25 protein-coding genes are annotated in these 23,826 nt (G+C 72.0%); 6 read left to right on the top strand and 19 right to left on the bottom strand.

Annotated features, from left to right (window positions below; translation table 11 throughout):
• Positions 1 to 28: 28 nt before the first annotated feature.
• A complete protein-coding gene (locus tag ACY34I_RS26885; protein ID WP_462757796.1) occupies positions 29 to 1,639 on the bottom strand; it encodes a FadD3 family acyl-CoA ligase in 1,611 nt (536 codons plus the stop codon).
• Between the two features lie 120 nt (positions 1,640 to 1,759).
• Between ACY34I_RS26885 and ACY34I_RS26890 the strand changes: the two genes are divergently transcribed.
• Entirely contained in the window at positions 1,760 to 2,257 is a 498-nt protein-coding gene (locus ACY34I_RS26890; RefSeq protein ID WP_462757798.1) for a nuclear transport factor 2 family protein, read from the top strand.
• 52 nt (positions 2,258 to 2,309) lie between these two features.
• On the opposite strand, the gene ACY34I_RS26895 is transcribed toward ACY34I_RS26890, so the two are convergent.
• Genes ACY34I_RS26895 through ACY34I_RS26905 form a run of 3 tightly spaced genes read right to left on the bottom strand, consistent with a single transcriptional unit; the run spans position 2,310 to position 4,488 of the window.
• Positions 2,310 to 3,134, bottom strand: a complete 825-nt coding sequence (locus ACY34I_RS26895; RefSeq protein ID WP_462757800.1) for an SDR family NAD(P)-dependent oxidoreductase — start codon at positions 3,132 to 3,134, stop codon at positions 2,310 to 2,312.
• On the bottom strand, positions 3,131 to 3,604 hold the full coding sequence (locus ACY34I_RS26900; RefSeq protein ID WP_462757801.1) for a nuclear transport factor 2 family protein: 474 nt from the start codon (positions 3,602 to 3,604) through the stop codon (positions 3,131 to 3,133). Before ACY34I_RS26900 ends, ACY34I_RS26895 begins: the two co-directional genes overlap by 4 nt.
• Entirely contained in the window at positions 3,601 to 4,488 is an 888-nt protein-coding gene (locus ACY34I_RS26905) for an LLM class F420-dependent oxidoreductase (RefSeq protein WP_462757802.1), read from the bottom strand. Before ACY34I_RS26905 ends, ACY34I_RS26900 begins: the two co-directional genes overlap by 4 nt.
• Before the next feature lie 548 nt (positions 4,489 to 5,036).
• Between ACY34I_RS26905 and ACY34I_RS26910 the strand changes: the two genes are divergently transcribed.
• Entirely contained in the window at positions 5,037 to 6,137 is a 1,101-nt protein-coding gene (locus ACY34I_RS26910) for an RNA-guided endonuclease InsQ/TnpB family protein (RefSeq protein ID WP_462757804.1), read from the top strand.
• An 11-nt stretch (positions 6,138 to 6,148) separates the two neighbouring features.
• Here ACY34I_RS26910 and ACY34I_RS26915 read toward each other — a convergent pair whose 3' ends face one another.
• Genes ACY34I_RS26915 through ACY34I_RS26940 form a run of 6 tightly spaced genes read right to left on the bottom strand, consistent with a single transcriptional unit; the run spans position 6,149 to position 10,309 of the window.
• A complete protein-coding gene (locus ACY34I_RS26915) occupies positions 6,149 to 6,895 on the bottom strand; it encodes an SDR family NAD(P)-dependent oxidoreductase (RefSeq protein ID WP_462757806.1) in 747 nt (248 codons plus the stop codon).
• Entirely contained in the window at positions 6,888 to 7,157 is a 270-nt protein-coding gene (locus ACY34I_RS26920; RefSeq protein WP_462757808.1) for a 4Fe-4S dicluster domain-containing protein, read from the bottom strand. The genes ACY34I_RS26915 and ACY34I_RS26920 overlap by 8 nt, the downstream gene beginning before the upstream one ends.
• Positions 7,154 to 7,900, bottom strand: a complete 747-nt coding sequence (locus ACY34I_RS26925) for a GntR family transcriptional regulator (protein ID WP_462757810.1) — start codon at positions 7,898 to 7,900, stop codon at positions 7,154 to 7,156. Before ACY34I_RS26925 ends, ACY34I_RS26920 begins: the two co-directional genes overlap by 4 nt.
• Entirely contained in the window at positions 7,888 to 8,667 is a 780-nt protein-coding gene (locus tag ACY34I_RS26930; protein ID WP_462757811.1) for a thiamine pyrophosphate-dependent enzyme, read from the bottom strand. The genes ACY34I_RS26925 and ACY34I_RS26930 overlap by 13 nt, the downstream gene beginning before the upstream one ends.
• Positions 8,664 to 9,743 (bottom strand): hypothetical protein, encoded by a 1,080-nt coding sequence (locus ACY34I_RS26935; protein ID WP_462757812.1) that lies wholly within the window; start codon positions 9,741 to 9,743, stop codon positions 8,664 to 8,666. The genes ACY34I_RS26930 and ACY34I_RS26935 overlap by 4 nt, the downstream gene beginning before the upstream one ends.
• Positions 9,740 to 10,309 carry a 2-oxoacid:acceptor oxidoreductase family protein gene (locus tag ACY34I_RS26940; protein ID WP_462757813.1) on the bottom strand — a complete coding sequence of 190 codons (570 nt, stop codon included), beginning with the start codon at positions 10,307 to 10,309 and terminating at the stop codon, positions 9,740 to 9,742. The genes ACY34I_RS26935 and ACY34I_RS26940 overlap by 4 nt, the downstream gene beginning before the upstream one ends.
• Before the next feature lie 95 nt (positions 10,310 to 10,404).
• On the opposite strand from ACY34I_RS26940, the gene ACY34I_RS26945 reads away from it, so the two are divergent.
• Positions 10,405 to 11,541 (top strand): zinc-dependent alcohol dehydrogenase, encoded by a 1,137-nt coding sequence (locus ACY34I_RS26945; protein WP_462757814.1) that lies wholly within the window; start codon positions 10,405 to 10,407, stop codon positions 11,539 to 11,541.
• Positions 11,529 to 13,022 carry a class I adenylate-forming enzyme family protein gene (locus tag ACY34I_RS26950; protein WP_462757815.1) on the top strand — a complete coding sequence of 498 codons (1,494 nt, stop codon included), beginning with the start codon at positions 11,529 to 11,531 and terminating at the stop codon, positions 13,020 to 13,022. Before ACY34I_RS26945 ends, ACY34I_RS26950 begins: the two co-directional genes overlap by 13 nt.
• On the opposite strand, the gene ACY34I_RS26955 is transcribed toward ACY34I_RS26950, so the two are convergent.
• Positions 13,019 to 14,659, bottom strand: a complete 1,641-nt coding sequence (locus tag ACY34I_RS26955) for a class I adenylate-forming enzyme family protein (protein ID WP_462757816.1) — start codon at positions 14,657 to 14,659, stop codon at positions 13,019 to 13,021. The two genes, ACY34I_RS26950 and ACY34I_RS26955, sit on opposite strands and share 4 nt — an antisense overlap.
• Positions 14,660 to 14,726: 67 nt before the next feature.
• Here ACY34I_RS26955 and ACY34I_RS26960 point away from each other — a divergent pair, with 67 nt between their 5' ends.
• Entirely contained in the window at positions 14,727 to 15,128 is a 402-nt protein-coding gene (locus ACY34I_RS26960) for a thioesterase family protein (protein ID WP_148802989.1), read from the top strand.
• 68 nt (positions 15,129 to 15,196) lie between these two features.
• Here the strand turns inward: ACY34I_RS26960 and ACY34I_RS26965 are convergent, their stop codons facing one another.
• The 8 genes from ACY34I_RS26965 to ACY34I_RS27000 all read right to left on the bottom strand — a co-directional run bounded on the left by ACY34I_RS26965 (position 15,197) and on the right by ACY34I_RS27000 (position 23,205).
• On the bottom strand, positions 15,197 to 16,789 hold the full coding sequence (locus tag ACY34I_RS26965) for a class I adenylate-forming enzyme family protein (protein WP_462757817.1): 1,593 nt from the start codon (positions 16,787 to 16,789) through the stop codon (positions 15,197 to 15,199).
• A 108-nt stretch (positions 16,790 to 16,897) separates the two neighbouring features.
• Complete coding sequence (locus ACY34I_RS26970) at positions 16,898 to 17,524, bottom strand: hypothetical protein (RefSeq protein WP_462757819.1); 627 nt, start codon at positions 17,522 to 17,524, stop codon at positions 16,898 to 16,900.
• Between the two features lie 36 nt (positions 17,525 to 17,560).
• On the bottom strand, positions 17,561 to 18,466 hold the full coding sequence (locus ACY34I_RS26975; protein WP_462757820.1) for an SDR family NAD(P)-dependent oxidoreductase: 906 nt from the start codon (positions 18,464 to 18,466) through the stop codon (positions 17,561 to 17,563).
• 52 nt (positions 18,467 to 18,518) lie between these two features.
• Positions 18,519 to 19,250: an ABC transporter ATP-binding protein gene (locus tag ACY34I_RS26980; RefSeq protein ID WP_462757821.1), complete on the bottom strand. Its 732-nt coding sequence runs from the start codon at positions 19,248 to 19,250 to the stop codon at positions 18,519 to 18,521.
• A complete protein-coding gene (locus ACY34I_RS26985) occupies positions 19,237 to 20,064 on the bottom strand; it encodes an ABC transporter ATP-binding protein (RefSeq protein ID WP_462757822.1) in 828 nt (275 codons plus the stop codon). The genes ACY34I_RS26980 and ACY34I_RS26985 overlap by 14 nt, the downstream gene beginning before the upstream one ends.
• Positions 20,057 to 21,073 (bottom strand): branched-chain amino acid ABC transporter permease, encoded by a 1,017-nt coding sequence (locus ACY34I_RS26990; RefSeq protein ID WP_462757823.1) that lies wholly within the window; start codon positions 21,071 to 21,073, stop codon positions 20,057 to 20,059. Before ACY34I_RS26990 ends, ACY34I_RS26985 begins: the two co-directional genes overlap by 8 nt.
• Positions 21,070 to 21,945, bottom strand: coding sequence for a branched-chain amino acid ABC transporter permease (locus tag ACY34I_RS26995; RefSeq protein WP_148802977.1), 876 nt, complete (start codon positions 21,943 to 21,945; stop codon positions 21,070 to 21,072). The genes ACY34I_RS26990 and ACY34I_RS26995 overlap by 4 nt, the downstream gene beginning before the upstream one ends.
• A gap of 66 nt (positions 21,946 to 22,011) precedes the next feature.
• Positions 22,012 to 23,205, bottom strand: a complete 1,194-nt coding sequence (locus ACY34I_RS27000; protein WP_462757824.1) for an ABC transporter substrate-binding protein — start codon at positions 23,203 to 23,205, stop codon at positions 22,012 to 22,014.
• A gap of 438 nt (positions 23,206 to 23,643) precedes the next feature.
• Here ACY34I_RS27000 and ACY34I_RS27005 point away from each other — a divergent pair.
• On the top strand, positions 23,644 to 23,826 hold a 183-nt coding region (locus ACY34I_RS27005), incomplete at its 3' end, for an electron transfer flavoprotein subunit beta/FixA family protein (RefSeq protein WP_462757825.1).

The raw sequence follows: 23,826 nt of genomic DNA on the forward strand, positions 1-23,826 counted from the left end.
GTCCCGGATCAGCCCGCAGTGCCTCAGGTCAGGCCGGTGCGGCCAGCCGGAACTTCTGGATCTTCCCGCTCGGCGTCCTGGGGAACTCGTCGACGATCGACACCCGGCGCGGCACCTTGTAGTTGGCCATCTTGTTCCGGCAGAACGCGATCAACTCCGCCTGCGTGAGGGTGCTGCCCCGCTTGGGCAGCACGTACGCGTGGCCCACCTCGCCCATCCGGGCGTCCGGCATGCCGACCACGGCCACGTCCGCGACCGCCGGATGCTCGGCGATCAGCCGCTCCACCTCCGCCGGGTAGACGTTGAAACCGCCGACCACGAACATGTCCTTGATCCGGTCGGTCACCCGCAGATAGCCGTCCTCGTCGAGCCAGCCGACGTCGCCGGTGTGCAGCCAGCCGTCGCGGTCGATCGCCTCCGCGGTCGCGGCCGGGTCCTCGAAGTAGCCGATCATCACGTTGTAGCCGCGCACCACGACCTCGCCGGACTCACCGGGGGCCAGCAGCCGGCCGAGCGGGTCCATGACGGCGACCTCGGTGCCGGGGATCGCCTTCCCGCAGCTGGTCGAGAGGCGATGCTGGTCGGTGTCCGGCGGGCAGACGGTCGCCGTGCCGCAGCACTCGGTCAGCCCGTACGCGGTGATCACGGTCTCGAAGCCGAGGTCCCGGCGCATCCGCTCGAGCAGCGGCACCGGCACCACGGTGGCGCCCGTGACCGCCAGCCGCACCGAGCTCAGGTCGTACTCGCCGAACCGGGGCGACTCCAGGATCGAGGTGTAGACGGTCGGTGCGCCCGGGAAGACGGTGATCCGCTCGCGCTGGATGAGGTCCAGGGCGTGGTCCACGTCGAACACGGCCATCGGCACCATCGTCGCCCGGCGGATCAGGCAGGCGAGCAGCCCGGCCCGGTAGCCGAAGCTGTGGAAGAACGGATTGACGAGCAGGTACCGGTCCTCGCGCCGCAGGCCGACCATGTCCGACCAGGCCTCGTCCACCCGCAGGTTGGAGCCGTGCGTGACCATGGCGCCCTTGGGGTAGCCGGTGGTGCCCGAGGTGAAGAGGATGTCCGCGACGTCGTCCGCGCGCAGCTCGGCGATCCGCCGGTCGATCTCGGCTGCCGGAGTCTCCTCGGCGCTGGCCAGAAAGTCGTCGAAGGAGACGGCCACCGCGTCGTCGGTGGCGGCCATCGTGACGACGGTACGCAGGTGCGGCAGCGCCGGGACGGGTAGCCCGTCGGCCGGCGGGCGCGGGTCGTCGCCGCGCACCGCGGCGAGGTAGTTGTTGCCGAGGAAGTCGTCGTCGAGGATCAGCAGGTCGGCCCGGACCCGGCCGATCGCGTACCGGGCCTCCTCGCCCTTGAACCGGGTGTTCACCGGCACCAGGATCCCGCCGGCCGCCAGGATGCCCAGGGCGGCGATGATCCAGCGGCTGGAGTTCGGCGCCCAGACGACGGCCCGGTCGCCCGGTTGCAGGCCGTGCGCCACCGCGGCCCGCGCGAAGCGGGTGGCCTCGGCGTCGAGCTGGGCGTAGGTCAGCCGTACGTCGCCGTCGACGACGGCCTCGACGGAGGCGGCGTCGGCCGCCGCCGCCCGCAGACACGCGGGAATCGTCGTCAGGTCAGCTTGATCCGCGGTCGCCACGCACGCCTCCATGCCTCGGGGCCGGGTCGTCGGCACGATCCTAGCGGGCCAACCAAGCGCTTGCTAGAGTGACTCGGGTGTTGATGCCACCCACCACATGATCTGCGACGAGGAGCGCCGGTGCCAGACCACGATCAGCTGATCGCCGAGCTGCAGCGCCGGGTACGGGAGCTGGAGGACCGGCTGGCGCTGCTGCAGATCCTCGCCACCTACGGTCCGGCCGTGGACAGCGGATCGCCCGCGCCCACCGCCCGGTTGTGGACCGACGACGGGCTCTACGACACCTACCCGGCGGTCCTGCACGGCCGGGCGGCCATCGCCAGCATGGTGACCGGCGAGCTGCACCAGCAGCTGATCCACTCCGGCGCCGCCCATCTGCAGGGCCTCCCGCACATCGAGGTACACGGCGACCGCGCGGTCGCCACCGCCTACTCGCAGCTGGTCCTGCGCGACGAGGCGAACGACAGCTACCGGATCTGGCGCACCGGCGTCAACCGCTGGGAGTTCATCCGCACCGCGCACGGCTGGCAGGTCACCCACCGGATCAACCGGCAACTCGACGGCAGCGTCGAGGCACGGGAACTGCTCCGGGCCGCGGTGGACGAACCGTCCGACTGAAGCCGTCTGCACCGGCGCCGAACCGGCGATGATGACCCCGGCCGGGCCCGGCTCACGCCTCGTTGGGCAGGTTGGTCCATCCCTTGCGGTCCGCCCGGCCGTACCAGCCCGAGGCGGCCAGCGTGCCGCCGTCAACCGGGATGGTGTGGCCGGTGACGAATCGGGAGTCGTCGGAGGCGAGGAACTCGACGACGGCGGCGTAGTCGTCGGGCGCTCCGAAGCGCCCGAGCGGCAGCCAGGTGCGCAGCAGGGCCGGGTCGCGCCCGCGGAGCATCGCGGCGGCCGGGGTCTGCGGCGTGTCGGCCAGATCGGGTGCGATGGCGTTCACGCGTACCCCGTACTGTCCGACCTCCACCGCGAGGCTCCTGGTGAACGCGGAGACCCCGGCGTTGTAGGCGGAGTAGACGGCATGCCCGGGAATGCCCCGGAAGGCCTCCACCGTCGAGTTGTTGATCACCGCGCCGGACCGCTGCTCGACCATTACCGGTAGCAGCGCGTGGGTCACCCGCAACACGTGCAGCAGGTTCAACTCGTACAGCGCCTGCCACTGCGCCTCAGTGCCGTGCAGGAACGTCCGCGCGGCCGGGCGGAAGTCGCCGACGTTGTTGACCAGGATGTCGACCCGGCCCCCGCCGACCGCCAGGGCGCGGTCGCGCAGCGCCTCGACCACCGCCGGATCCCGGATGTCACCGACGAGGGTGCCGCACCTGCCACCCAGGGCCGTGATCTCGCCCGCCGCCGCCGCGGCCGCCGCCTCGTCGATGTCGTTCAACACCACCGTGGCACCGGCGGCGGCGAGACGCCGGGAGATGCCGCCGCCGATGCCCAGCGCCCCGCCGGTCACCACGGCGATCCTGCCGGCCAACCGCTGCGTCATGGCACTCCCCCCACCGACCCGCGCCGCTGGCGCACCCGCCGGGTTTCCATCCATTCGATCTGAAGCGCCCGACGGGCGATGCGCCACCGGCCGCCGTCACGTTGGTAGGTGTCGGCGTAGCGCAGGTACCACACCAGGTCAGCCGTCGTGCCGTCCGGACGATCGCTGACGTGATGGGCGACGCCGGTCACCGAGCCGACCGCCCCACCCGCGCCGTCCGGATCCACGACCAGGCCGAGGACCGCGTGCAGGGTCACCGGGATCTCGCTCAGCGACCGCAGCGCCCGGACGATCTGCGCCCGGCCCGCGTGCCGCCGGACCGGGCCCAGCTCGGTGGGCGGGTCGGGGAGCACGAGAACCGCGGCGTCCAGGAACAGCTCGGCGACCGCCTGGATCTCCCGGTTGTCCACGAGGTGCGCGTACCGGTGGACCAGCTCGCCGATCTCCGCGCGGTCGGCCGCGGTGATCACGACCCGACGAGCCCGAGTCGCTCGGCGCAGGCGGACAGCTCGTCCTTGGCCGCCGCGAGGTCGGCGGTCGGGGTCACGGCGAGGACGAGACGATCGGCGCCCAGCGCGGCCAACCGCTCGACCCGTTCCGGGGTCACCTTGGCCACCGAGTGCCCCAGGCTCAACTCCAACCGGTCCGGATCGCGGCCCGAGCGCTCGGCCTCGGCACGCATGATGTCCACAAGCTTGCGCAGTTCGTCACCGACGACGCCGAGCGGTTGCAGCCCGTCGCCGCGCCGCCCGGCCCGGCGTGCGGCGGCCACGCTGTGGCCGCCGACATGGATCGGCACCCCCAGCGGATTGACCGGCTTCGGGTAGCTCATCGCCCCCTCGAACCGGAAGAACTCCCCGTGGTGCGTCGCGCCCTGGGGCCCGGTGTCGGCCCACAGGGCGCGGAGCACGTCGATGGACTCGTCCGCGCGGCGGCCACGGCTGGCGAAGTCCGCGCCGCAGGCCTCGACCTCCTCGCGCATCCACCCCGTGCCGACGCACAGACGCAACCGGCCGCCGGAGAGCGCGTCAACGGTGGCGGCCCGCTTGGCCAGCACGACCGGGTGGTGGTTCGGCAGGACCAGGACGGCGGTGGCCAGGCCGATCCGCGTGGTCCGCCCGGCGAGGAAGGCCAGCAGATCCAACGGGTCGGGGATGGGGCAGTCGTCGGCCAGTCCCATCCGGCCCGACGCGTCGTACGGGTACCTGCTGGAATAGCCGCTCGCCACGATCGCGTGCTCCACGACGGCGATCGATTCGAACCCGCACGCCTCGGCGTGCACGGCGAACTCGCCGATCCAGGCGGGATCCGCCGTGGTGCCGGCCGCTACGGGTGCCTGTATCGCGTACTTCACGCAGCCTCCGGTGTCTCGTCGCGTCCGGAGCGGGTCAGCACCGGCGCTGATTGACCAAGCGCTTGCTTGGAGCATAGGCGATGTCGGACCCGACGCGAAAGCCCTCGATCCGGTGTCTCCACCCCGTCGTTGCGTGCACCCAGCGCCTGCTAGTGCGCTGACCACTAACGTTCGCCGGGTAGGCCACCCCGAGAGATTGTCGTACCCGTCGGGTTGGGTGTGGTTGTGCCTCGCCGTCGGGATCCTGCCGCGCCGCGGGTGGTCTATCGGACCGCTCGCGTTGCTCTGCGGGTGACTGCTGGGCAGCGGCGGCGGTGTTTCAGCCTGCTGCGTTCAGCCGGTGACGTGTGGGCGTGTGTGTTGGAGATCAACGGATGGCGGCGCCGCCGCCGGGACGTGCCGTTGACCGGTTATCAGGCGTTGTGCCGGGAACTGGCTTCTTCCGGTCCGGGCACGTTCGGTGAGCTGGACTCGGTGGGTGCCCGCTCGGTGTTGCGCCGGTTTCGGATGCCTGGTTCGCGGCGGCGAAAGCCCGTAAGGATGGGGACGTGTCGGCGCGGTTCCCGCGCCGTCGGCGGGCGCTGATGCCGGTGCGCTGGCATCACGGCACCTTCACCCTGGACGGGCGGCGGGTGCGGATCCCAACGGCCCAGGGTGCTGCGCCGTTGTCGGTCCGGTTGGCGCGGGAGGTGCCGTACCCGGTCGAGCAGGTCCGGTCGGTCACCCTGCTGTGCGAGGGCGGCCGCCTGTTCCTGGACGTGACCGCCGAAGTGCCGGTGGCGACGTATCCGCCGGGTGAGGGACCGGACCCGGCCAAGGTGGCCGGAGTCGATCTGGGCATCATCCACCCGTACGCGGTGGCCAGCCGTGACGGGGAGGGCTTGTTGGTGTCGGGGCGGGCGATCCGCGCCGAGCACCGCATGCACCTGGCCGACACGAAAACCCGCCGCCGCTCCGTTTCGCAGCGGGCGCCGAAGCCGGGCCAGAAAGGGTCACGGCGGTGGCGGAAATACCGGCGCCGGGCACGGTTGGTGGAGAGCCGGCACAAGCGGCGGGTCCGCCAAGCCCAACACGAAGCCGCCCGCCAGGTCGTCTCCTGGGCCGTGCAGCAGCGGGTCGGGGTGCTGCACGTCGGCGACCCCCGCGGTGTGTTGGACATCGATGCGGGGCGGCGGCACAACCTGCGGCTACGGCAATGGCAGATCGGCCGCCTCATGCAGGTCCTGGAAGACAAAGCCACCCAGGCCGGCATCACCGTCCACCCCGTCAACGAACGCGGCACCTCCTCCACCTGCCCCGCCTGCCTCCGGCGGGTACCGAAACCCCGTGGCCGGACCCTGACCTGCCCGCACTGCGCATTTTCTGGGCACCGCGACCTGATCGCGGCCGCCATCATCGCCACCCGCACCCCGGGCGGCGGACCCACCACCCCCACAGCAGCCGTTGTGCTGCCCAAGGTGGTCACGCACCGTCGAGCCGGCCGACACCTCCCCGGTGCCGGCCAGTCCCGGCGTGACCCCCGCCGCCCAACCACAGCGGCGCGAGGATCAGTTGGCCCGCGGAGGCCCGCCCCACCACCACCCGGTGGGGAGTCGCTCGCCCGGAAGGCGAGAATCCACAACAACCACCGGAAACCCGGTGAACATTAGTGGACACCGCACTACGCGAATGCGCCACCGTCGACGCGCAGCACGGCTCCCGAGACGAAGGACGCCTCGGGAGCACCGAGAAAGGCGATCGTCGCCGCGACTTCCGCCGGGTCGGCCTTGCGCCCCTGCAGGCCGGTGGATCGTTTGCGCAAGCTCTCGTCGTAGGCCACCCCGCCGCTGTGGAAGTCCGCCGAGAGCGCGGTCTCCACCCCGCCCGGGCACACCACGTTGACCCGCACGCCCGCGGGCCCGTACTCGATAGCCAGGGAGCGCATGAGCGTCACCAGCCCACCCTTGGACGCCGAGTACACCGCGCTGTACGGCCAGCCTTGGAGGCCGGCGATCGACGACACCGCGACGACGCACCCGCGACTGCGGATCAGGTACGGCATCGCGGCCTGCGCGAGCAGGAACGGGGCGCGCAGGTTCACGTTCAGCACCCGGTCCCACTCGGCGAGGCTCACCTCGGCCGTGGCACCGAACTGCCCGATCCCGGCGACCAGGGCGAGCAGGTCCATTCGGCCCCAGCGCTGTACGCAGTGCAGCACCACGGCCTCGGCCGCCTCCGGCTCCGCCAGGTCGGCTGGGAGCGTCGCGATTCGCTCGTCCGCACCGACCTCCTCGCGCAGCGCGTCGAGTCCGGCGGCGTCGCGGTCCACGCCCAGCACGAAGTCCCCACGGCCGGCGAGTTTGTGCACGGTGGCGCGGCCGATCCCGGCTGCGGCGCCGGTGACCACCGACACTCTCGCCTCACCCACGCCGGTCCCCCGGCGCGGTCGCGGCGGTGAGCTGGTAGACCGAGAAGACGAAGTCGGGGCAGACCATCTGGCAGGCGGTGCAGCCGGTGCAGCCCGGGGTGAGTTCCGGATACCGGTAGCCCATCTCGTTCAGCTCGCTCGACATCACCAGTACCCGGGGTGGGCAGGCGTCGATGCAGAGCTCGCAGCCCTTGCACCGATCCTCGGCGATGACCAGCGTCCCCCGGCTGCTGCGCCGCGCGCCGCCTTCGTGCTCGCTCATTTGTCGCCTCCGGCCGTCGTGCGGACGATTCCCAGCACCTGAGAGCGGTCCGTCCGCTGCGGCCGGTCGGCGGGATCCGCCGGCGACGCGTCGGTCGGGAAGATCCCTCGCCGCCCCAGTGCCCGAACAGCGTTCTCGGCCGTCATCAGGACGTGGTCGAGCGCCGCCGCGGAGGCCGCCTCCGCGTCCCCGGCCGCCAGGGCCTCGTATTCTCGGTGCAGTGCGGCCCGCTCCTCGTCCATCGCGTCCTCGATGGAGAACCGGGCGGCGGCCGGCACCAGCCCGTTGAAGCTGCGCAGCAGGGCCCGCAGGTGCGGGCCGGCGGTCGCCAGGTTGACCACCTTGCGGAACTCGCGGGCGATCCGTTCGAACTCGTCGACCCGGTCGCAGCCGGCCAGCGCCTCGACGAGCTTGCCGAGCGTCTCCCGCAGGTCCCCGTCCCCGTTAGTCGCCGCCCGGCTGCTGGTCAACGCGCTCAACATGCCGTACAGCTCGAACGCCTCGCGGATCGTCCCCGCGTCGAAGGCGGCGACGAACGCGCCACGGTAGTGCGGCATCTCCACCAGACCGTCGCGCTCCAGCTGGAGCAGCGCCTCGCGTACCGGGGCCCGGCTGACCCCGAGCGTCGCGGCGATGCCGTCGAGGTCGAGCCGGTCGCCGCTGCGCAGCGTGCCGTCGAAGAGCAGGCCGAGGATGTACTCGGCCACCGCCACGCCCGTCTTCGCCCGCGTCAGTGCCGCCATGTCGTCAGCTCCCCGAGTGGATAGGCCTGCTCCATCGAGTCGCCAAGGTAACCCGGGCCCTCGGGTGCCGGCACGAACCAGCCGGTTGGGCACATGGTGAGGATCTCCACCAGGCTGAAGCCGGCGCCGGCGAGCTGGGTCTCGAAGGCGCGCCGCAGCATGCGCTTCGTCTGCGCCACGGCGCCGGCGGTGGAGACCGCTCCCCGCGCGACGTACGCGGTGCCGTGCAGCCCGGCGACCAGGTCGGCGACCGGGATCGGGTAGCCGTGCGTCTCCGCGTCGCGCCCCTCGAGGCTGGTCTTCGTGCGCTGCCCGAGCACCGTGGCCGCGGTCAACTGCCCGCCGGTGTCGCCGAACACGCCGTTGTTCAGCAGCACGCAGGTGATCTTCTCGCCCCGGGCCGCGGCGTGCAGCACCTCCTGCAGCCCCTCGTTGGCCATGTCACCGTCGCCCTGCATGGTGAAGACCGCGCAGTCGGGGCGTACCCGCTTGATGCCGGTGGCACAGGCCGGTGCCCGGCCGTGCAGGCATTGCAGCACGTCCACGTCCATGATCCGGACAAAGCTGCCGTAGCAGCCGTGGCCGACGACCCCGATGGTGCGCTGGACGATGTCGAGCTCCTGCAACACCTCCAGCAGCACCCGCAGCGCCACCGGCTCGCCGCAGCCGGGGCAGAGCGAGTGTTCGCCGAGCAGCAGCGACGGGCGGAAGTCGGCCACCTTGCGGGCCGGCTCCGAGGGCGGCTGGGAGGTGTCGATGACGGTCATGAGGGTCCACCTTCCGAACAAGCGGTGAGGATCCGGTCCCGGATGACCGGGGCGTCCATCAGGTCGCCGTACGCGAGGCCGGACTCCGCGATGCTCACCCCACCGATGAAGCGCACCGCGGAGCGATCGGCGGTGTGGATGCGTACGTCGTCGAGCATCTGCCCGGCGTTGAGTTCGAAGACCAGCACGCGCCGCATGCCGGCGGTGGCCGCGGCGAGCGCTTCGCCGGGGAACGGCCAGAGTGTCACCGGTCGGAACCACCCGATCCGGTGTCCGTCTGCCCGCAGCTCCTCGACCACGTACTCGACGAACTTGGCGGCGGACCCGAAGGCCACCACCAACGTCTCCGCGTCTTCGACGTGGGCCTGCTCGAACCGCGTCTCGATCGCGTCGATGGCGGCGAACTTCTCCGCGATGGCACGCCAGTGCCGGTCGGGGCCGGGGCCGGGGTCGGTGGCCTTGCCCATCGCCCAGGTCCAGACCTGCCGGGATCTGCCGGTGCCGCCGCCGGTCCCGTCGAGCGCCCAGTCCTTCGGCGGCAGCGGGCCGAAGTCGAGCGGCCGGACCGATACGCCGATCCGGGTCTGTGCCAGCAGCGGGTCCCCGTAGAAGATCACCGGTGCCCGGTGCTTGTCGGCGAGGTAGAACGCCAGTTGGGCGTGCTCGACCGCCTCGGGGACGTCCTTCGGCGCCAGCGTGATGGTTCGGTAGTCGCCCCAGCCGCCGCCCCTGGTGGCTTGGAAGTAGTCCTGCTGGTTGCGGGCCATGTTGAAGACCACGAACGGCGTCTCGTTCAGCGCCGCTTCGGCGATCGCCTCCTGCATCAACGCGATGCCCTGCCCGCAGGAACCGGTGGCCGCGCGGGCGCCGGCCGCGGCGGCGCCGAGGGTCATGTTGACGCCCTCGATCTCGCTCTCCGCGTTGAGGCACACGCCACCGGCCGCGGGAAGCTGGCGCGACATGTTCTCCAGCAGGCCGGTGAACGGCGACATCGGGTAGCCGGCGAAGAAGCGGCAGCCGGCGGCGATCGCCGAGGTGGCGATCGCCTCGCTGCCTTCGAGCAGTTCGAGGGTCATGGGGAAACCTCCGTCAGATCGGCGCCCGGTCCGTCCAGCGCGGTCGCGCCGGCCGTGAGCGCCCGCGCGTTGGCCGCGGCGTGCTGCTTCCGGTACGGCGGGAGCAACTCCTGCATGGCGGCCACCAGGGCCGCCGGGTCGACGAGCCGGGTCACCGCGTTGTAGGCGCCGAGCAGTACGAAGCCGATCGCCTGGGGTGCCTCGACCGACTTGGCGACGGTGCCCGCGTCCACGCCGTACGTGGTCATCGCCGGCAGCGACGCGGGGTCGACCAGCGGCAGATTGAGGATCGCCGGCCCGCCGGGGCGCAGCCGCGCGAGTGCCGGCTCGCTGAACCGGTGGTGGACGACGATCGCCGACCAGGCCGAGGCGAGCACTGGGAGGGCCCGCAACGGACGGTCGCCGATGACCACGCTCGCCTTGGATGGACCACCCCGCATCTCGCCGCCGTAGTCGGCGCTGAGCATGGCGTGTCGCCCCTCTCTGGTGGCCGCGAGGGCGAGGGTCTTGGCGAGCAGTTGGATGCCCTGACCTCCGACGCCGGTGACCACGAGTTCCCGTTCCATCCGGCCTCCTGATCCAGGGTTGACTCGACTTAGATATTGAATACAAAATCTAAATCCACGGTCAAGTCATCGGGGACCACGAGGTGGGGGGCGCGATGCGCGCGGCGGTGCTGCACGGCTTCGGCGATCTGCGGATCGAGGAGGTTCCCGACCCCCGGCCCGGCCCCGGTGACGTCGTCCTCGACGTAGCCTGCGTACAGCCGAGCGTCACCGAGTGCATGCTGATCGCCGGAGAGCCGGTGGCGCTGCACACCCACCTCGCCGACGCCCTGGCCGCCGGCCCGGTCCGCTTCGGCGGGCACGAGTTCTGCGGCGTGGTCCGCTCGGTCGGGCCGGCGGTGCGGGGCATCGCGGTCGGCGCCCGGGTGACCGCCGTCGAGACCGTCGTGTGTGGACAGTGTCCCGCCTGCCGGCGCGGCCGGTCGGACGCCTGCCTCGCACCCGAGTTCATCGGGTTCACCCGCCCCGGCGCCCTCGCCGAGCAGGTGCTGGTCCCCGCCACATGCGTGGTGCCGGTGCCGCCCGGTGTGACGGCCTCCGCGGCGGCGGCTGTCCAGCCACTGGCCGGCGCCCTGCACGCGCACGCACTCGCCGCCGTGCAGCCCGGCGAGACCGTGCTGGTCATCGGCGCCGGCGTGATGGGGCTGCTCGCCCTGCAGGTGGCCCGGCACGGCAACGCCGGCCTGATCGCGATCAGCGGACGGAGCCCGGCGAAGCTCGCCCTCGCCAACCGGTTCGGCGCCGACCTGGTGATCGACGCGAGCGGCGGACCGGAAACGGTGCTCGCGGCAACACGGGAGGCGACCGGCGGGATCGGCGTCGACGTCGTGATCGAGACCGCCGGCGGCGCCCCCGAGGTCGGGCTCGCCGGCACGGAGACCCTCGAGTTGGCCGCGCGCTGCGCCCGCCGGGGCGGTCGCGTGGTGGTGGTCTCGGTGCTGCCCGACCGGGCGCCGGCACCGCTCGGCCTGCTGCGGGAGCGCAGCATAGCGCTGCTGCACCCCCGCTCCGGCGCCGGCGGCTACTCCCCCGGCGGCGGGGTCTTCGACCACGCGCTGCGGCTGGTGGCCCGCGGCGACGTCGACGTCGAATCGCTGGTCACCCATCGGCTCTCCGGGGTGACGGAGGTGCCGAAGGCGTTGGAGATCACCCGGGACAAGACCGCGCACGGCGCGATCAACCCGGCGCAGGTCGTCCTGACCGCCGGAGAGGAGCGCGCGTGGAACTGCTGATCGGCGACATCGTCCGCCAGGCGGCCCGGATGGCGCCGGCGGCGACCGCGGCCACCCTGGCCGGGGAGCGGGTCACCTTCCGCGACCTCGACGAGCGGGCGAATCGCGCCGCCAACGCGCTGGCCGGCCTGGGCGTGCGGCGCGGCGACCGGGTGGCCTGGTGGGCCGCGCCGACGCTGGGCACCCTGGACGGCTTCCTGGGCTGCGCCCGGCTCGGCGCGGCGTTCGCCCCGATCAACCCGACGCTCTCCCCCGGCGAACTGGCGGCGGTCCTGTCCTATCTGGACCCGCGGCTCCTGGTCACCGATCGTCCCGACGCGCCCCAGGACGTGCCGCTCGCCCGCGTGGGCTCCGCGCCAGGCCCCGGCGCGGACCTCGACGCCCTCGCCGCCGCCGCCTGCGCCGCGCTGCCCGACGGGCACGACCGCCTCGCCGACACCGACCCGCACATCGTCTACCTGACCAGCGGCAGCACCGGCCGGCCGAAGGGGGCGCTGGTCAGCCACCGCGCGAGCTGGCTGCGCGCGGCGCCCGGCGGCGGCACCTTCACCTCCGGGCTACGCGGCCGGGGCGGCGTCCTGTGCAGCTTTCCGCTGTACCACTACGGCGGCTGGCACTACGTGCTGGAGGCGTGGCAGAACCGGACCGCGGTGCACCTCGTACGTCGGGCCGACGCCGCGCAGATGATCGACTCGGTGCGGCAAGAGCGTCCATCGGCGATCTACTGCATCCCCGCCGTGTGGGAGCGGCTGCTCGACCCCGAGCACCGGCACGCCGACCTGTCATCGCTGCGGCACGCGGACACCGGCACCTCGGGGATCTCCGTCGAGCTGCTCCGGCGGATCAAGGAGCGGCTGCCGGGGACCACCACCACCGTCCTGTACGGGTCGACCGAGGCGGGCCGGATGGCGGCGCTGCCGGACGCCGACGTCTTCGACAAGTCCGGCAGCGTCGGGCTCCCGGCCTTTCCGAACGCGCTGTGGGTGGACGCGCCGGCCGGCGAGGTGGGCGAGGTCTGCGTCAGCGGGCCAGGGCTGATGTCCGGCTACCACGACCTTCCCGAGGAGACCGGGGCGGCGCTGCGCGACGGCGTCTACCGCTCGGGGGACCTGGGCTACCTCGACGGCGAGGGGTATCTCCACCTCACCGGCCGTCAGCGCGAGGTCATCCGCACCGGCGGGGAGTCGGTGTCGCCGTTCGAGGTGGAGCAGGCCCTGCGCGACCTGCCCGGGATCCACGATGTGGCGGTGGTCGGCCTGCCGGACGAACGGTGGGGCGAGGTGGTGTGTGCGGTGCTGGTGCTGGCGCCGGGGGCGGCGGCACCGGAGGTTGCCACCCTCCGCGGGCACGTCGCCAACCAGTTGGCCGCCTTCAAGCAGCCGCGCCGGGTCGCGGTGGTGTCGGAGATCCCGCGCACCCCGGCAACCGGTCAGATCCAGCGCTCCCGGATCAGGGCCGCCCTACTCGAAGCGGCACGCTAGCCGGCGCGCAGCCGGGCACGAAGTTCCGCCTTGGCCACCTTGCCGCCGGAGCCGCGGGGCAACTCGTCGACGATCTCGATTCGCTCGGGCCAGTTCTCGGGTGAGACGCCGCGCGCGGCGAGGTGCGCGCGCAGGTCGTCCAGGTCGAGAGCGGCGCCGGGCCGGAGCACCACCACGGCGCAGACCCGCTCGCCGTACGTCGGGTCGGGGACCGCGACCGCGGCCACCATGGCGACGGCGGGGTGGGTGCCGACCTGCTCCTCGACCGCGGCGGCGCTTACGTTCTTGCCGCCGCGGATGATGAAGTCCGACTTGCGGTCCACCACCCGCAGGTAGCCGTCCTCGTCGAGGGTGCAGATGTCGCCGGTGAGCATCCAGCCGTCCCGGGTGAAGAGCCGCTCGTTCGCCTCCGGGTCGTCGAAGTAGCCGAGGCAGGTGGCGGGCCCGGCGCAGGCGGCCTGCCCCGGCCCGCCGGTGGCGGTGACGTCCGCGCCGTCGTCGCCGAAGAGCCGTACGTGCATCTCGTCGATGATCCGGCCGGCGGTGCGCAGCCGTCGCGCCACGGTGTCCGTGGTCCCGGTGCGCGACAGCGCGCCGGTCTCGTTGGAGCCGAAGAACTGCAGCACCTGTGCCCCGGTGCGGCGCTCGAACTCGGCGGCGCGCTCGTACGGCACCGCCTCACCACCGGTGAACATGCAGCGCAGCGAGCTCAGGTCGTAGCGGTCGGGCTCCGCGTTGAGCATCATGATGAACTGCGTGCTCACACAGCACACCACGGTCACCCGTTCCCGCTCGATCAGCTCCAGCGCGCCGGCGGCGCTGAACCGTGGCATCACCACGGTGGGCGAGCCGAGCAGCGTGGGCGTGAAGTTCGCGGTCCACTGGGCGAAGCCGTACGGGGCCGGGATGAGGGTGAGGAAGACATCGTCGGGGGTGAACGCCCCCGACTCCAGCGCGAGCTGGTGGTAGTACAGCCACCGGTTCTGGTTGTGCACCACGCACTTCGGCATGCCGGTGGTGCCCGAGGTGCCGTTGAGCAGGTGGATCTCGCCGAGGCCGAGGACGCGCTCGGCGAGCAGGGCCCGTTCCTCCGGGGTCGGCTCCGGCCAGTCCACTTCGGCGAGCCGGTGCGGCAGCTCCAGCCGTAGCCGCAGCGGCAGCCCGTCGACCAGTTCGGCGATCGGGGTGTCCCGGTGCTCCGCGTGGCTGATGAGCGCCGTGGCGCCGGCGACGGTGAGCAGGTGCCGGAGTTCGAGGCGGCCGGCGCGCGGGCCGATGCCGACCACCACGACACCGGCCTTCAGCGCGGCCAGGTAGGCGACGTGCACCGCGACGCCGTCCGGGAGCAGCACGCCGACCCGCTCGCCGCGGGCGAGTCCGGAGCGCACCATCAGCGCCGCGAGCCGGTCGGACACCTCGTCGTACGCGCGCCAGCCGATCCGGTCGTCACCGGCGATGAAGGCGGGCCGCTGCGGGATCTCCGCCGCGTGTCGGCGCACCCGTTCCGCGAGCGTCTCCGTGCCCCACCGGCCGACCTCGGCCAGTCGGTCCGCCACGTATCGCTCGTGCGCGCTGCCGGGGACCGGGGCTGTGCCGGTCGGGAAGAGCGCGGTCACCTCGCTGTACGACAATTCCACCCCTACCTAACAAGCGCTTGGTTGTGGCATTCTGTTTCCGGCACAGTGAGCCTGTCAAGGAGGCGGGATGCGGATCTGGGAGACGTCGGCCGGGGACGAGCTGGTGACCAGCCCGGTACGCGAGGGCGAACGGTCGGAGCGCTCGTTCGAGGTGACGGCTGAGATGCTCACCGGGCACGTGCCCGGCGCCCCGTCGGTGCTCTCCACCCCGGCGCTGATCGCGCTCCTGGAGGACACCGCCGCCGACATCCTGCGTCGGCGGCTCGCGCCGGGCGCCGCCTCGGTCGGCACCTGGATCGGGGTGCGGCACCGCGCGCCGGCCCTCGCCGGGCAGCGCGTCGACGTGCGCGCGACGGTGGCCGCCGTGCAGGGCCGGCACGTCACCTTCGACGTCTCCGCGCAGGTCGCCGGCCGGACGATCGGCGACGGGCAGGTCAGCCAGACGCTGATCCGCAGCGTCCGTGGCTGAGCCCGGCCGGGGGGGGTGCCGCGGTCCCCACCCGCGCGCAGCGCGGCTGAGCCGGTCGGGTGCCGCATTCACTCCCGCGCGCGCAGCGCCACCTTGTCCACCTTGCCGCCGGCCCCCAACGGCAGGGACGGCAACCGCACCACCCGCTCCGGCCAGTTGAGCTTGGAGACGCCGCCCGCGGCCAGGTGCGTCCGCAGGTCATCGAGGTCCAGTTCGGCGCCGTCGCGGGTGACCACGAACGCGCAGACCCGCTCCCCCAGCACCTCGTCCGGGTAACCGACCACCGCCACCTGGGCCACCCGCGGGTGGCCGCCGACCGCCTCCTCGACCACGGGCGCGCTGATGTTGTGCCCGCCCCGGATGATGAAGTCGGCCGTCCGCCCGGTCACCGACAGGTAGCCGTCAGCGTCGACCTCGCCGATGTCCCCGGTGAGCAGCCAGCCGTCCGGGCGCAACAGGATCCGGTCGGCCGCCTCGTCGCGGAAGTAGCCCGGGGCGCAGCCCGGCCCGTGCACGGCCACCTGGCCCGGCCCGTCCTCGACCGGGCTCCCGTTCCGGTCGAAGAAACGCACCCGCATCGCCGGGATGGGCCGCCCCGCCGTGCGCAGCCGCTTCTCGCGGTCGTCGTCGACCCGGGTCACCGAGATCGGGCCCGCCTCGTTCGAGCCGTAGAACTGCAGCACCGTGCACCCGGTGCGCTCCTCGAACTCCACCGCCCGGTGGTACGGCACCCGTTCTCCCCCGGTGAAGAGCACCCGCAGCGAACTCAGGTCGTGCTCGGCGAATTCGGGCGCGTTCAACATCATGATGAACTGGCTGGTCACGGCTGCGAGCACGGTGACCCGGTGCTGCTCGATCAGCCGCAGCGTCTCGGCCGGGTCGAATTCGGCGGTCAGCACGGTCGGGAAGCGGTACCGGGCGGGAACGACATGGGCGCTCCACAGCCCGAAGCCGTACGGTGCGGGCAGCGCGCTGAGGACGACCTCATCGGGACCGAACCCGGCCGCCGCCGCGGCGAGCGGACCGAAGTACTTGCGGGTGTTCATGGTCTGCCGCACGCACTTGGGCCGGCCGGTGGTGCCCGACGTCGAGTTGAGGAAGAAGAGGTCGTCGGGTCCGAGCCCGCGCCCCTTCACGGCCGCGGCGGCGTCCTCCCAGGACGGCACCGGCACCGGCTCGCCGTCGCATGCCACGGTCAGCTTCGGACCGACCAGGTCCAACACCAGGTGCCGGCGGGCGCCGGCCGCCCGGGCGACCTCCCGGCCCGGCCGGCCACGGTGCGCCGCACGGGTCGCCAGCGCGCCCGCGCCGGTGTGCCCCAGCAGGTACGCGACCTCGGCGTCCCCGGCCCGGGGCGGCAGCCCCACGGTCACCAGGCCGGCCTTCTGCGCCGCGAGGTAGGCCACGTGGGTGAGCGCCCCGCCGGTGAGCAGGACCGCGAGCAGCTCGCCCGGTTGCCGGCCGGCGAGGGCGTACGCCCCGGCCAGCCGGGTGGCGAGCCGGTCGTACTCGCGCCAGGTCAGGGTCGCGTCGGTGGCGTGGAACGCGACCGCGTCCGGCGCCTCGGCGGCGTTCCGGGCGACCAGGTCGGCGATCGTGTCGGCGTCCCAGTCACCGTCGGCGTAGTAGCGACTGATCGTGGTTTCGGAGAACTCAGACACCTGCCCCGTCCATTCGCATGTTGACGCGGGCGGCGAAGCACGCCGCCGCCCGACCAGGACGGCCGTTGGCGACCGCCCGCACGTTCCGGCCCCGACCGTCGTACCGGCTCACTCCGGCGCTCCCCGGTGGGCCCGCCGGTACTCGTCGAGCGGGACCGCCACGCGGGCGTCGGTGGTGAGGCTCGGCCGGTTCGGCTCGGCCACCGGCAGCGGCGTGACCGGCCGCAGGGTGGTGCGGCAGCGCTCGGTCAGGCGCTGGTAGGTCCGGGTGCCGTTCGCCTTCCACGCCAACTCGTCGGCGGTCAGTTCCCGGCGGACCGTGGCCGGGCTGCCGGTGGCGAGGGTACGCGGCGGCACGACGAAGCCTGCCCGGACGAAGCTGTGCGCACCGACGAAGGCCGCCTCGCCGATGACCGCACCGTCCATGACCACCGCGTTCATCCCGATCAGCGCACCGGCGCCGACGCGGCAGCCGTGCAGCACCGCCCCGTGCCCGACGTGCCCGTCCCGCTCCAGGACGGCTTCGGTGCCGGGGAAGGTGTGGAACGTACAGTGATCCTGGAGGTTGGCGCCGGCGGCCATGACGATGCGGCCGAAGTCTCCCCGAAGGCTGGCGAAGGGTCCCACGTAGCAGCCGGGGCCGACGTGGACGTCACCGATCAGCACCGCTGTCGGGTGCACATAGGCGGTCGGGTCGACCACCGGCACCACACCCTCGATCTCATAGGCCGGCATCGGCGCCCCCGGTGTCGTACCTGGTTGTCCGCCCGCTCACGATGCTCCCTCTCCCGCCGCTGGACCACCGGCCACTCTCGGCGCGGGTTGCAGCCCGACCGCCTGCTGGCGGCGAGCGAGGTCCTCGTCGAAGGCCCCGGCCACTGCCGCCACCGTCCATTCCGAGAGCCGAACGGCCGGGAGGGCCACCCCGGGGTGGGTCATGAGCGAGAGTTCCTCGCCGTCCACCCGCACGACCTGCCCGGAGATCCCCGCGGCCGCGTCCGAGAGGAGGTAGACCACGGCCGGCGCGTTGCTGGACGGGTTCTTACCCACGTTCTGCCCCCGGGCTCGCTCACCGAGGTAGCGCTCGAAGGTGTCCGCCATCCGGGTGTGCGCGTTCGGCGACACGGCGTTGACGCGGACGGGCGTGCCGGCGAGGTCCGCGGCCCAGCAGTAGGTGAGCGACGCGACGCCGCCCTTGCTCGCACCGTACGCGCCCATCGCCGCCGAACCGGCGTGCGAGCCGGAGGTGACGTTCACCAGTGAACCGCCGCCCGGCTGGTCCAGCATGGCGCGGATGGCGTGTAGCCCGCAGTAGGCGGTGCCGAGCAGGTTAACCTCGACGACCCTGCGGAACTCCACCGGATCCTGCTCGCGCGGATCGGCCAACCGGAAGATGCCGGCGTTGTTGACCAGGCCGTCGATCCGCCCGAACGCGTTGCGGCACGCCTCGACCAGCCGCCCGGCTCCCTCCCACGAGGCGATGTCGGAATCGTCGCAGACGGCCCCGATCTCCGCGGCCACCCGCGCTGCGGCGTCCACGTCGACGTCGTTCACCACCACCGAGGCGCCCTCAGCGGCGGCGAGCCGGGCGTACGCCGCACCAAGGCCACGGCCAGCGCCCGTGACCACGATTGCCTTGCCAGCCAGCCAGCCAGCCACGGCGTTGTCAGCACCCATCACCACAGTCCTCCCACGGCTTGCCGCAGGCAGTCCGCCAGCGGCGCTTCGTTCAGCCCGCCGGGCGCAACTCCCTGGGGCGCTCGACACCGATGGCCGCGCTGTACGCGTCGTCCAACGCCACGCCGCCGTCGTTCACCTCCGCCACGACCTCGCCGCGCACCAGCACGTAGCCCCGGTCGACGATGCGCCGCAGCACGCCCAGCGCCGGCTCGGCCAGCAGCACCGCGACGCCCTCCCCGGCCAGCGCGGAAACCGTCGCGGCCAACTCGCGGACGATCAACGGGGCGAGGCCGGTCATCATCTCGTCGAGCAACAGCACCCGGGGCGCGCCCATCAACGCCCGAGAAACCACGAGCATCTGCTGCTCACCGCCGGAGAGCACGCCGACCAGGCTGCGCAGCCGGGTCCGCAGGATGGGGAACCGATCCACCGCCTCATCCACGGCGGAGTTCGGCAGCCGGAGCAGTTCGGCCATCACGCGCAGGTTGTCCGCGACGTTGAGGTGCGGGAAGAGCTGCCGCCCCTGCGGAACGACGCCGATCCCCGCCCGGGCCCGGGCCGCGGGCCGCAGCCGGGTGATCTCCTCACCGTCGAGGTACACCCTTCCGGTCGCGGGCACCGAACCGTACGCGGCGAGCAGCAGACTGCTCTTCCCCGCGCCGTTCGGGCCGACGATCGCGGTGACGGCGCCGCCTTGCGCGGTGATGCTGACCTTGTTCAACGCGCTGGCATGTCCGTAACGGACGCTCAGCCCCTCGACCGTCAGCTCATGACCGGACATCCTGCACCTCCGCCCTCGGGGAGCCGTCCCCGGCGTCATCGTCGTCGGCGTCCGATCCGAAGTAGACGCTCTGCATCTGCGGGCTGGCCAGGCACTCGCGCGGATCGCCGTCGAAGACCACCCGGCCCCGGTCGAGCAGCATGATCCGGTCCACCAGGCGAGCGACGAGGTCCACGTTGTGGTCGACCAGGATCACGGCGTGTCCCCGCCGCCGCACGGTGTGGATCACCTCAGCGATGCCCGCGACGCCGCGTGCGTCGGAGCCGGCGAACGGCTCGTCCAGGAGCAGCACCAGCGGATCCTGCCCAAGCGCTCGGCCGACCTCGACCAGCCGCTGCTCGCCGAGGCTGAGGTCACCGGCCTCCCGGTCCAGCTCGCTGATGCCCAGCTCGTCCGCGATCGCCCGCACGGCGGCCTCATCGGCCGCCACCCTGGGCCGCAGCGCCCCGACGAACGCCCCCGTGATCATCTGCCAGAGCGTGGCGTGCCGGCGGGCGGCCCGGCCCAGCAGCAGGTTGGCCCGGACGTCCAGCTCCAGCGCGAGCTGTGGGTACTGGAAGGTACGGCCCAGTCCGGCCCGGGCGCGCCGTGATGCCGACCCGGCCAGCTTCGATCCGCGCAGCGTCAACTCGCCGGCGGTGGCCGCCTGCGCCCCGGAGATCAGGTCGACCAGGGTGGTCTTGCCGGCGCCGTTCGGGCCGACCAGTCCGAGAACCTCCCCGGCCCGCAATTGGAAGTCGACCTCCGACAGGGCGGTGACTCCGCCGTACCGCTTGGTCAGGCCGCGCCCGACCAGCAGGATCTCCTCAGCCACGGTCCGGCTCCTTCCGCAGCAGCGCCCAGGTCCGCGTGCGCAGCTTGTCGGCGTAGCCCACCACGCCGCGCGGCGCGACCAACATGATCGCCAGTACCCCGAGCGCGAGCAGCAGCGTGCCGCTGGTCTGGATCGCCGGGAAGTTGAGCGTCAACTCGACCGCGATCACCGCCCCGGCTACCGCACCCCACGGCGTGCCCGCCCCACCGATCAGCGGCATGAAGATGGCGAGGAAGACGATGTTCAGGGTGAACGTGTCAGGCGTGATGCTGCCGGCCGAGTAGGTGAAGAGCCCCCCGCCGACGGCCGCGATCGCCGCCCCGAGTGCCAGCGCCACGAGGTTCAGCACCGGGACCCGGACGCCGGCCGCCTCAACAGCCCGCGGGGCGTCCCGCATCGTCCGCACGATCACCCCCCACGGCGAGAGCCGCAGCCGATCCAGCAGGAACGCGATGACGCAGACGATGACCGCCGAGCCAAGCACCACCTGATAGTGACTCGGCGTCCAGCCGAACAGGTTGAGCGGCCGCAGGTTGCCCAGCCCGCCCGAGCCGCCGGAGAGCGCCTCCGCGTCGATGAGGAACGCGGTGAACGCCATGCCGAACAGCAGGGTCACCGCCGCGAGGAAGAACCCGGACAACCGCCGGGTGACGAGCCCGAGCAGCACGGCGAGCAGCGCTGCCACGATCGGCCCGACGAGCCACGCCACCGCGAGCGGCAACCCGGTCTTCGAGGAGATCAGCCCGACCGCGTACCCACCGATCCCGGCATAGGCGCTGTATGCCATCGACAGGGACCCGGCCATCAGGTACGGCACGTACATCCCGAGGGCGATCAGCGCGTACGTCGCCGCGGAGGTGACCAGCGTCTGCTTGTAGCCGTCCGAGCCGACCCAGAGCAGGATCAGCACGGCGGCGATGCCACCGAGGGCGAGACCGCCGATGCCGGGGACTCGACGGATATCCCAGCCGGCGGTCGCGGCGGCTGGCTGCGAGGTCTGAGTGGTCATGCGCGCACCGTCCGCACGAACAGGCCCTGTGGCTTGAAGGCGAAGAACAGCAGGGCGATGAAGAGCATCCCGTACACGTGCGCCTGGCCCCCGAAGTAGTACGGAAGGAACACCTCGACCAGCCCGAGCAGCATGCCGCCGAAGAGCGGCGCCCAGACGGAGCCGGTACCGCCCACCACCACGGCGAGGAACCCGGACAGCGACCAGGCCAGCCCGGACAGCGAGTTCACGCCCGCCTTCGGGGCGAAGAGGATGCCGGCCAGCGCGGCGACGAGACCGGCGAGCACGAATGCGATCAGCCGGATCCGGTTGACTGGCAGGCCGAGCAGTGCCGCCGCGCGGTTGCTGTCGCCGACCGCCCGCAGCAGCCGGCCGGTCCGGGTGGACCGGATCCAGACGGCCGACAGCGCGAAGGAGAGCAGCGCCACCACGATCATCAGGAGAGAACTCGGTTGGACGGTGACCTCCCCGACCGTCACCGGGTCGAAGGTCGCCAGGCTCTGCCCGGGCAGGGTCGGGTATCCGAAGACGTAGCCGGCGAGCTGCTGGATAGCGAAGAGCACCGCCGCCACGGCGACCAGCGCCGGCAGCTCGCCGCCGCCGCTGCGCCGCTGTACCGGACGCACGACACCCAGCTCGGTGACGGCGGCCAGCACGACGGTCACCGCCACGGCCGCCGCTGCGGCCGGCCACACCCCAAGGTCGTACGTGATGACGAGCCAGCTGGTACAGAGCCCGCCCATCATCGCGTACGGGCCGATGGCGAAGTTGAAGAAGCCGGCCCCGACGTGGATCAGGTAGTACGCCAGGGCCAGCATGCCGAAGAAACATCCCATTTCCACGGCGGAGAGCCAGAGCTGCAGGTCTGTCATCGAAACTCCTCGTGAGCACCTACCGGGAGCGGGCGAGCCGCGTCAGCTCGCCCGCTCCGTGCGGGGTCAGTTCGAGCACGGGGGCTGGAACGTCGCCCACGGCCCCTTGGGCTTGTTGTCCGCCCCGAACTCGATCAGCGAGAGGCCACACGGCCCGTCCGCGCCCAGGTGCTTGGTGGCGGAGAAGGAGAGCGTGAAGCTGGCCTGCCCGAAGGCCGCCTGGTAACCGGTGATGCTCTGGATCGCCTCGTTGAGCTTCTTGGGGTCGTCCGGCCCGCCGGCCTTCTCGATGGCGAGCTTGAGGAGCTGCACGGAGTCCCAGCCCTGGGCGTCGTACGCGGTGACCTGGTAGTTGTCGCCGTTCTTCTGCTTGAGGAAGTCGACCAGGGTCTTGGTGCGCGGGTTCTCCGAATTGATCGAACCCATGAAGATCAGCCCCTCGAGGGCGCCCGGGTTGGCCAGCTTCCAGGAGGACGGCTGGTTGCCGATCGACGCGAGCGAGAAGCGCGGCTTCCCCTTCATCTGGGCTGCCAAGGTGTTCTGGGCGAGCACCTCGAACGCGCCACCGACGCTGGTGACCAGCACCGCGTCCGGATTGGCGTTCTTCAGCCGGGCGACCTGGGCCGAGAGGTCGGAGGCGTTGGCCGCGCCCTTCTCGGTCGCCACGGTCGTCACGCAGGACATCCCGGCCAACAGCGACTTGTTCAATGCGGCGATGGTGGTCGTGTCATCCGTCAGGATGCCGATCTTGTTGATGTTGGCCGCCTTGAACGCCCCGCAGTAAACCTGGGCCCAGTCGGTGGTGGTGTTCGCGAGCATGTAGATCAGCTCGTTGTTCGGCGGCTCGACCAGCGTCGCGGTCACGCCGGTGGGCGCGATCGCCGGCAGGTTGAGCTGCGTCAGGGTGGACTTCGCCTGCATGACGGCGGCGCTGCCGCTCTGCAGGAAGAGCGCCTTCGCGCCCTGGCTGTGCAGCTTCTGCAGGACGGCCGGGACCTTGGTCGGGTCGCTCTCGTCGTTCTCGACGACGAGCCGCAGGGGACGACCCAGGACACCGCCCTTGTCGTTGATGTCCTGGATTGCCAGCCGGATGGTCTTGCCGGCGATGGTGCTGTAGGAGGCGCCGGGGCCGGTGCTGTCCTCGTCCATCCCGATGATGATGGGTTCGCCCTTCGCGGTGCCGTCGGTCGGCTTGTCACTGCCGCCCTTGCCCCCGCAACCCGCGGCTGCAAGGGCGAGGACGGCCAGGCTGGCGACCAACCGCGCCGTCGCTCCTCTGCTTATAGCCACTTCTCGCCCGCCTCACTCGATATGGCTGTCACTGACTCTTGGTCGTCCTTCTCATCGCGGCTGCCTCCCGCCGGAGAGCGCTGCGGCCACCAGCGATGGTCCGCGCCGGTGCCGATCGAGCCGGACAACTGACCAGGACAACCGGCAACCGAGCAAGCGCTAGGTTGTTATAGTGGTGTCGGCCATACGGCGTGTCAAGGGCCACAATGTTGCCCTCGTGTTACGAAGGGATCAAGGAGTGCCCTCCTCGGGCTCCTGCCGGTTGACCTGCGGATCGACCAAGCGGGCAGCGGTAGGGCAGACCGACGCGCCAGGTTCGCCGCCCGCTGCTCCGCCGGCACCTGCGCCGGAGGCAGCGATGGCCAGATGAAGCGTTCGTCAACAACCAAGGAGGGTCGTCGAAGCGCGATGAACATCGTCGTACTCGTCAAGCAGGTGCCTGATTCGGGCGCGGACCGCAGCCTGCGTTTGGACGACAACACCGTCGACCGCGGTTCGGCGAACAACGTCATCAATGAGATGGACGAGTACGCCATCGAGGAGGCGTTGAAGATCAAGGAGGCGCACGGCGGTGAGGTCACCATCCTGACC

The sequence above is a fragment of the Micromonospora sp. RTBAU3-60 genome, from assembly GCF_054963695.1.

Coding starts and splice junctions, on each gene's coding strand:
- ACY34I_RS26895 (WP_462757800.1), bottom strand. CDS start 3,134: ATGACGCAGCGGTTGGCCGGCAGGATCGCCGTGGTGACCGGCGGGGCG.
- ACY34I_RS26920 (WP_462757808.1), bottom strand. CDS start 7,157: ATGAGCGAGCACGAAGGCGGCGCGCGGCGCAGCAGCCGGGGGACGCTG.
- ACY34I_RS26925 (WP_462757810.1), bottom strand. CDS start 7,900: ATGGCGGCACTGACGCGGGCGAAGACGGGCGTGGCGGTGGCCGAGTAC.
- ACY34I_RS26930 (WP_462757811.1), bottom strand. CDS start 8,667: ATGACCGTCATCGACACCTCCCAGCCGCCCTCGGAGCCGGCCCGCAAG.
- ACY34I_RS26935 (WP_462757812.1), bottom strand. CDS start 9,743: ATGACCCTCGAACTGCTCGAAGGCAGCGAGGCGATCGCCACCTCGGCG.
- ACY34I_RS26940 (WP_462757813.1), bottom strand. CDS start 10,309: ATGGAACGGGAACTCGTGGTCACCGGCGTCGGAGGTCAGGGCATCCAA.
- ACY34I_RS26945 (WP_462757814.1), top strand. CDS start 10,405: ATGCGCGCGGCGGTGCTGCACGGCTTCGGCGATCTGCGGATCGAGGAG.
- ACY34I_RS26960 (WP_148802989.1), top strand. CDS start 14,727: ATGCGGATCTGGGAGACGTCGGCCGGGGACGAGCTGGTGACCAGCCCG.
- ACY34I_RS26970 (WP_462757819.1), bottom strand. CDS start 17,524: ATGCCGGCCTATGAGATCGAGGGTGTGGTGCCGGTGGTCGACCCGACC.
- ACY34I_RS26975 (WP_462757820.1), bottom strand. CDS start 18,466: ATGGGTGCTGACAACGCCGTGGCTGGCTGGCTGGCTGGCAAGGCAATC.
- ACY34I_RS26980 (WP_462757821.1), bottom strand. CDS start 19,250: ATGTCCGGTCATGAGCTGACGGTCGAGGGGCTGAGCGTCCGTTACGGA.
- ACY34I_RS26990 (WP_462757823.1), bottom strand. CDS start 21,073: ATGACCACTCAGACCTCGCAGCCAGCCGCCGCGACCGCCGGCTGGGAT.
- ACY34I_RS26995 (WP_148802977.1), bottom strand. CDS start 21,945: ATGACAGACCTGCAGCTCTGGCTCTCCGCCGTGGAAATGGGATGTTTC.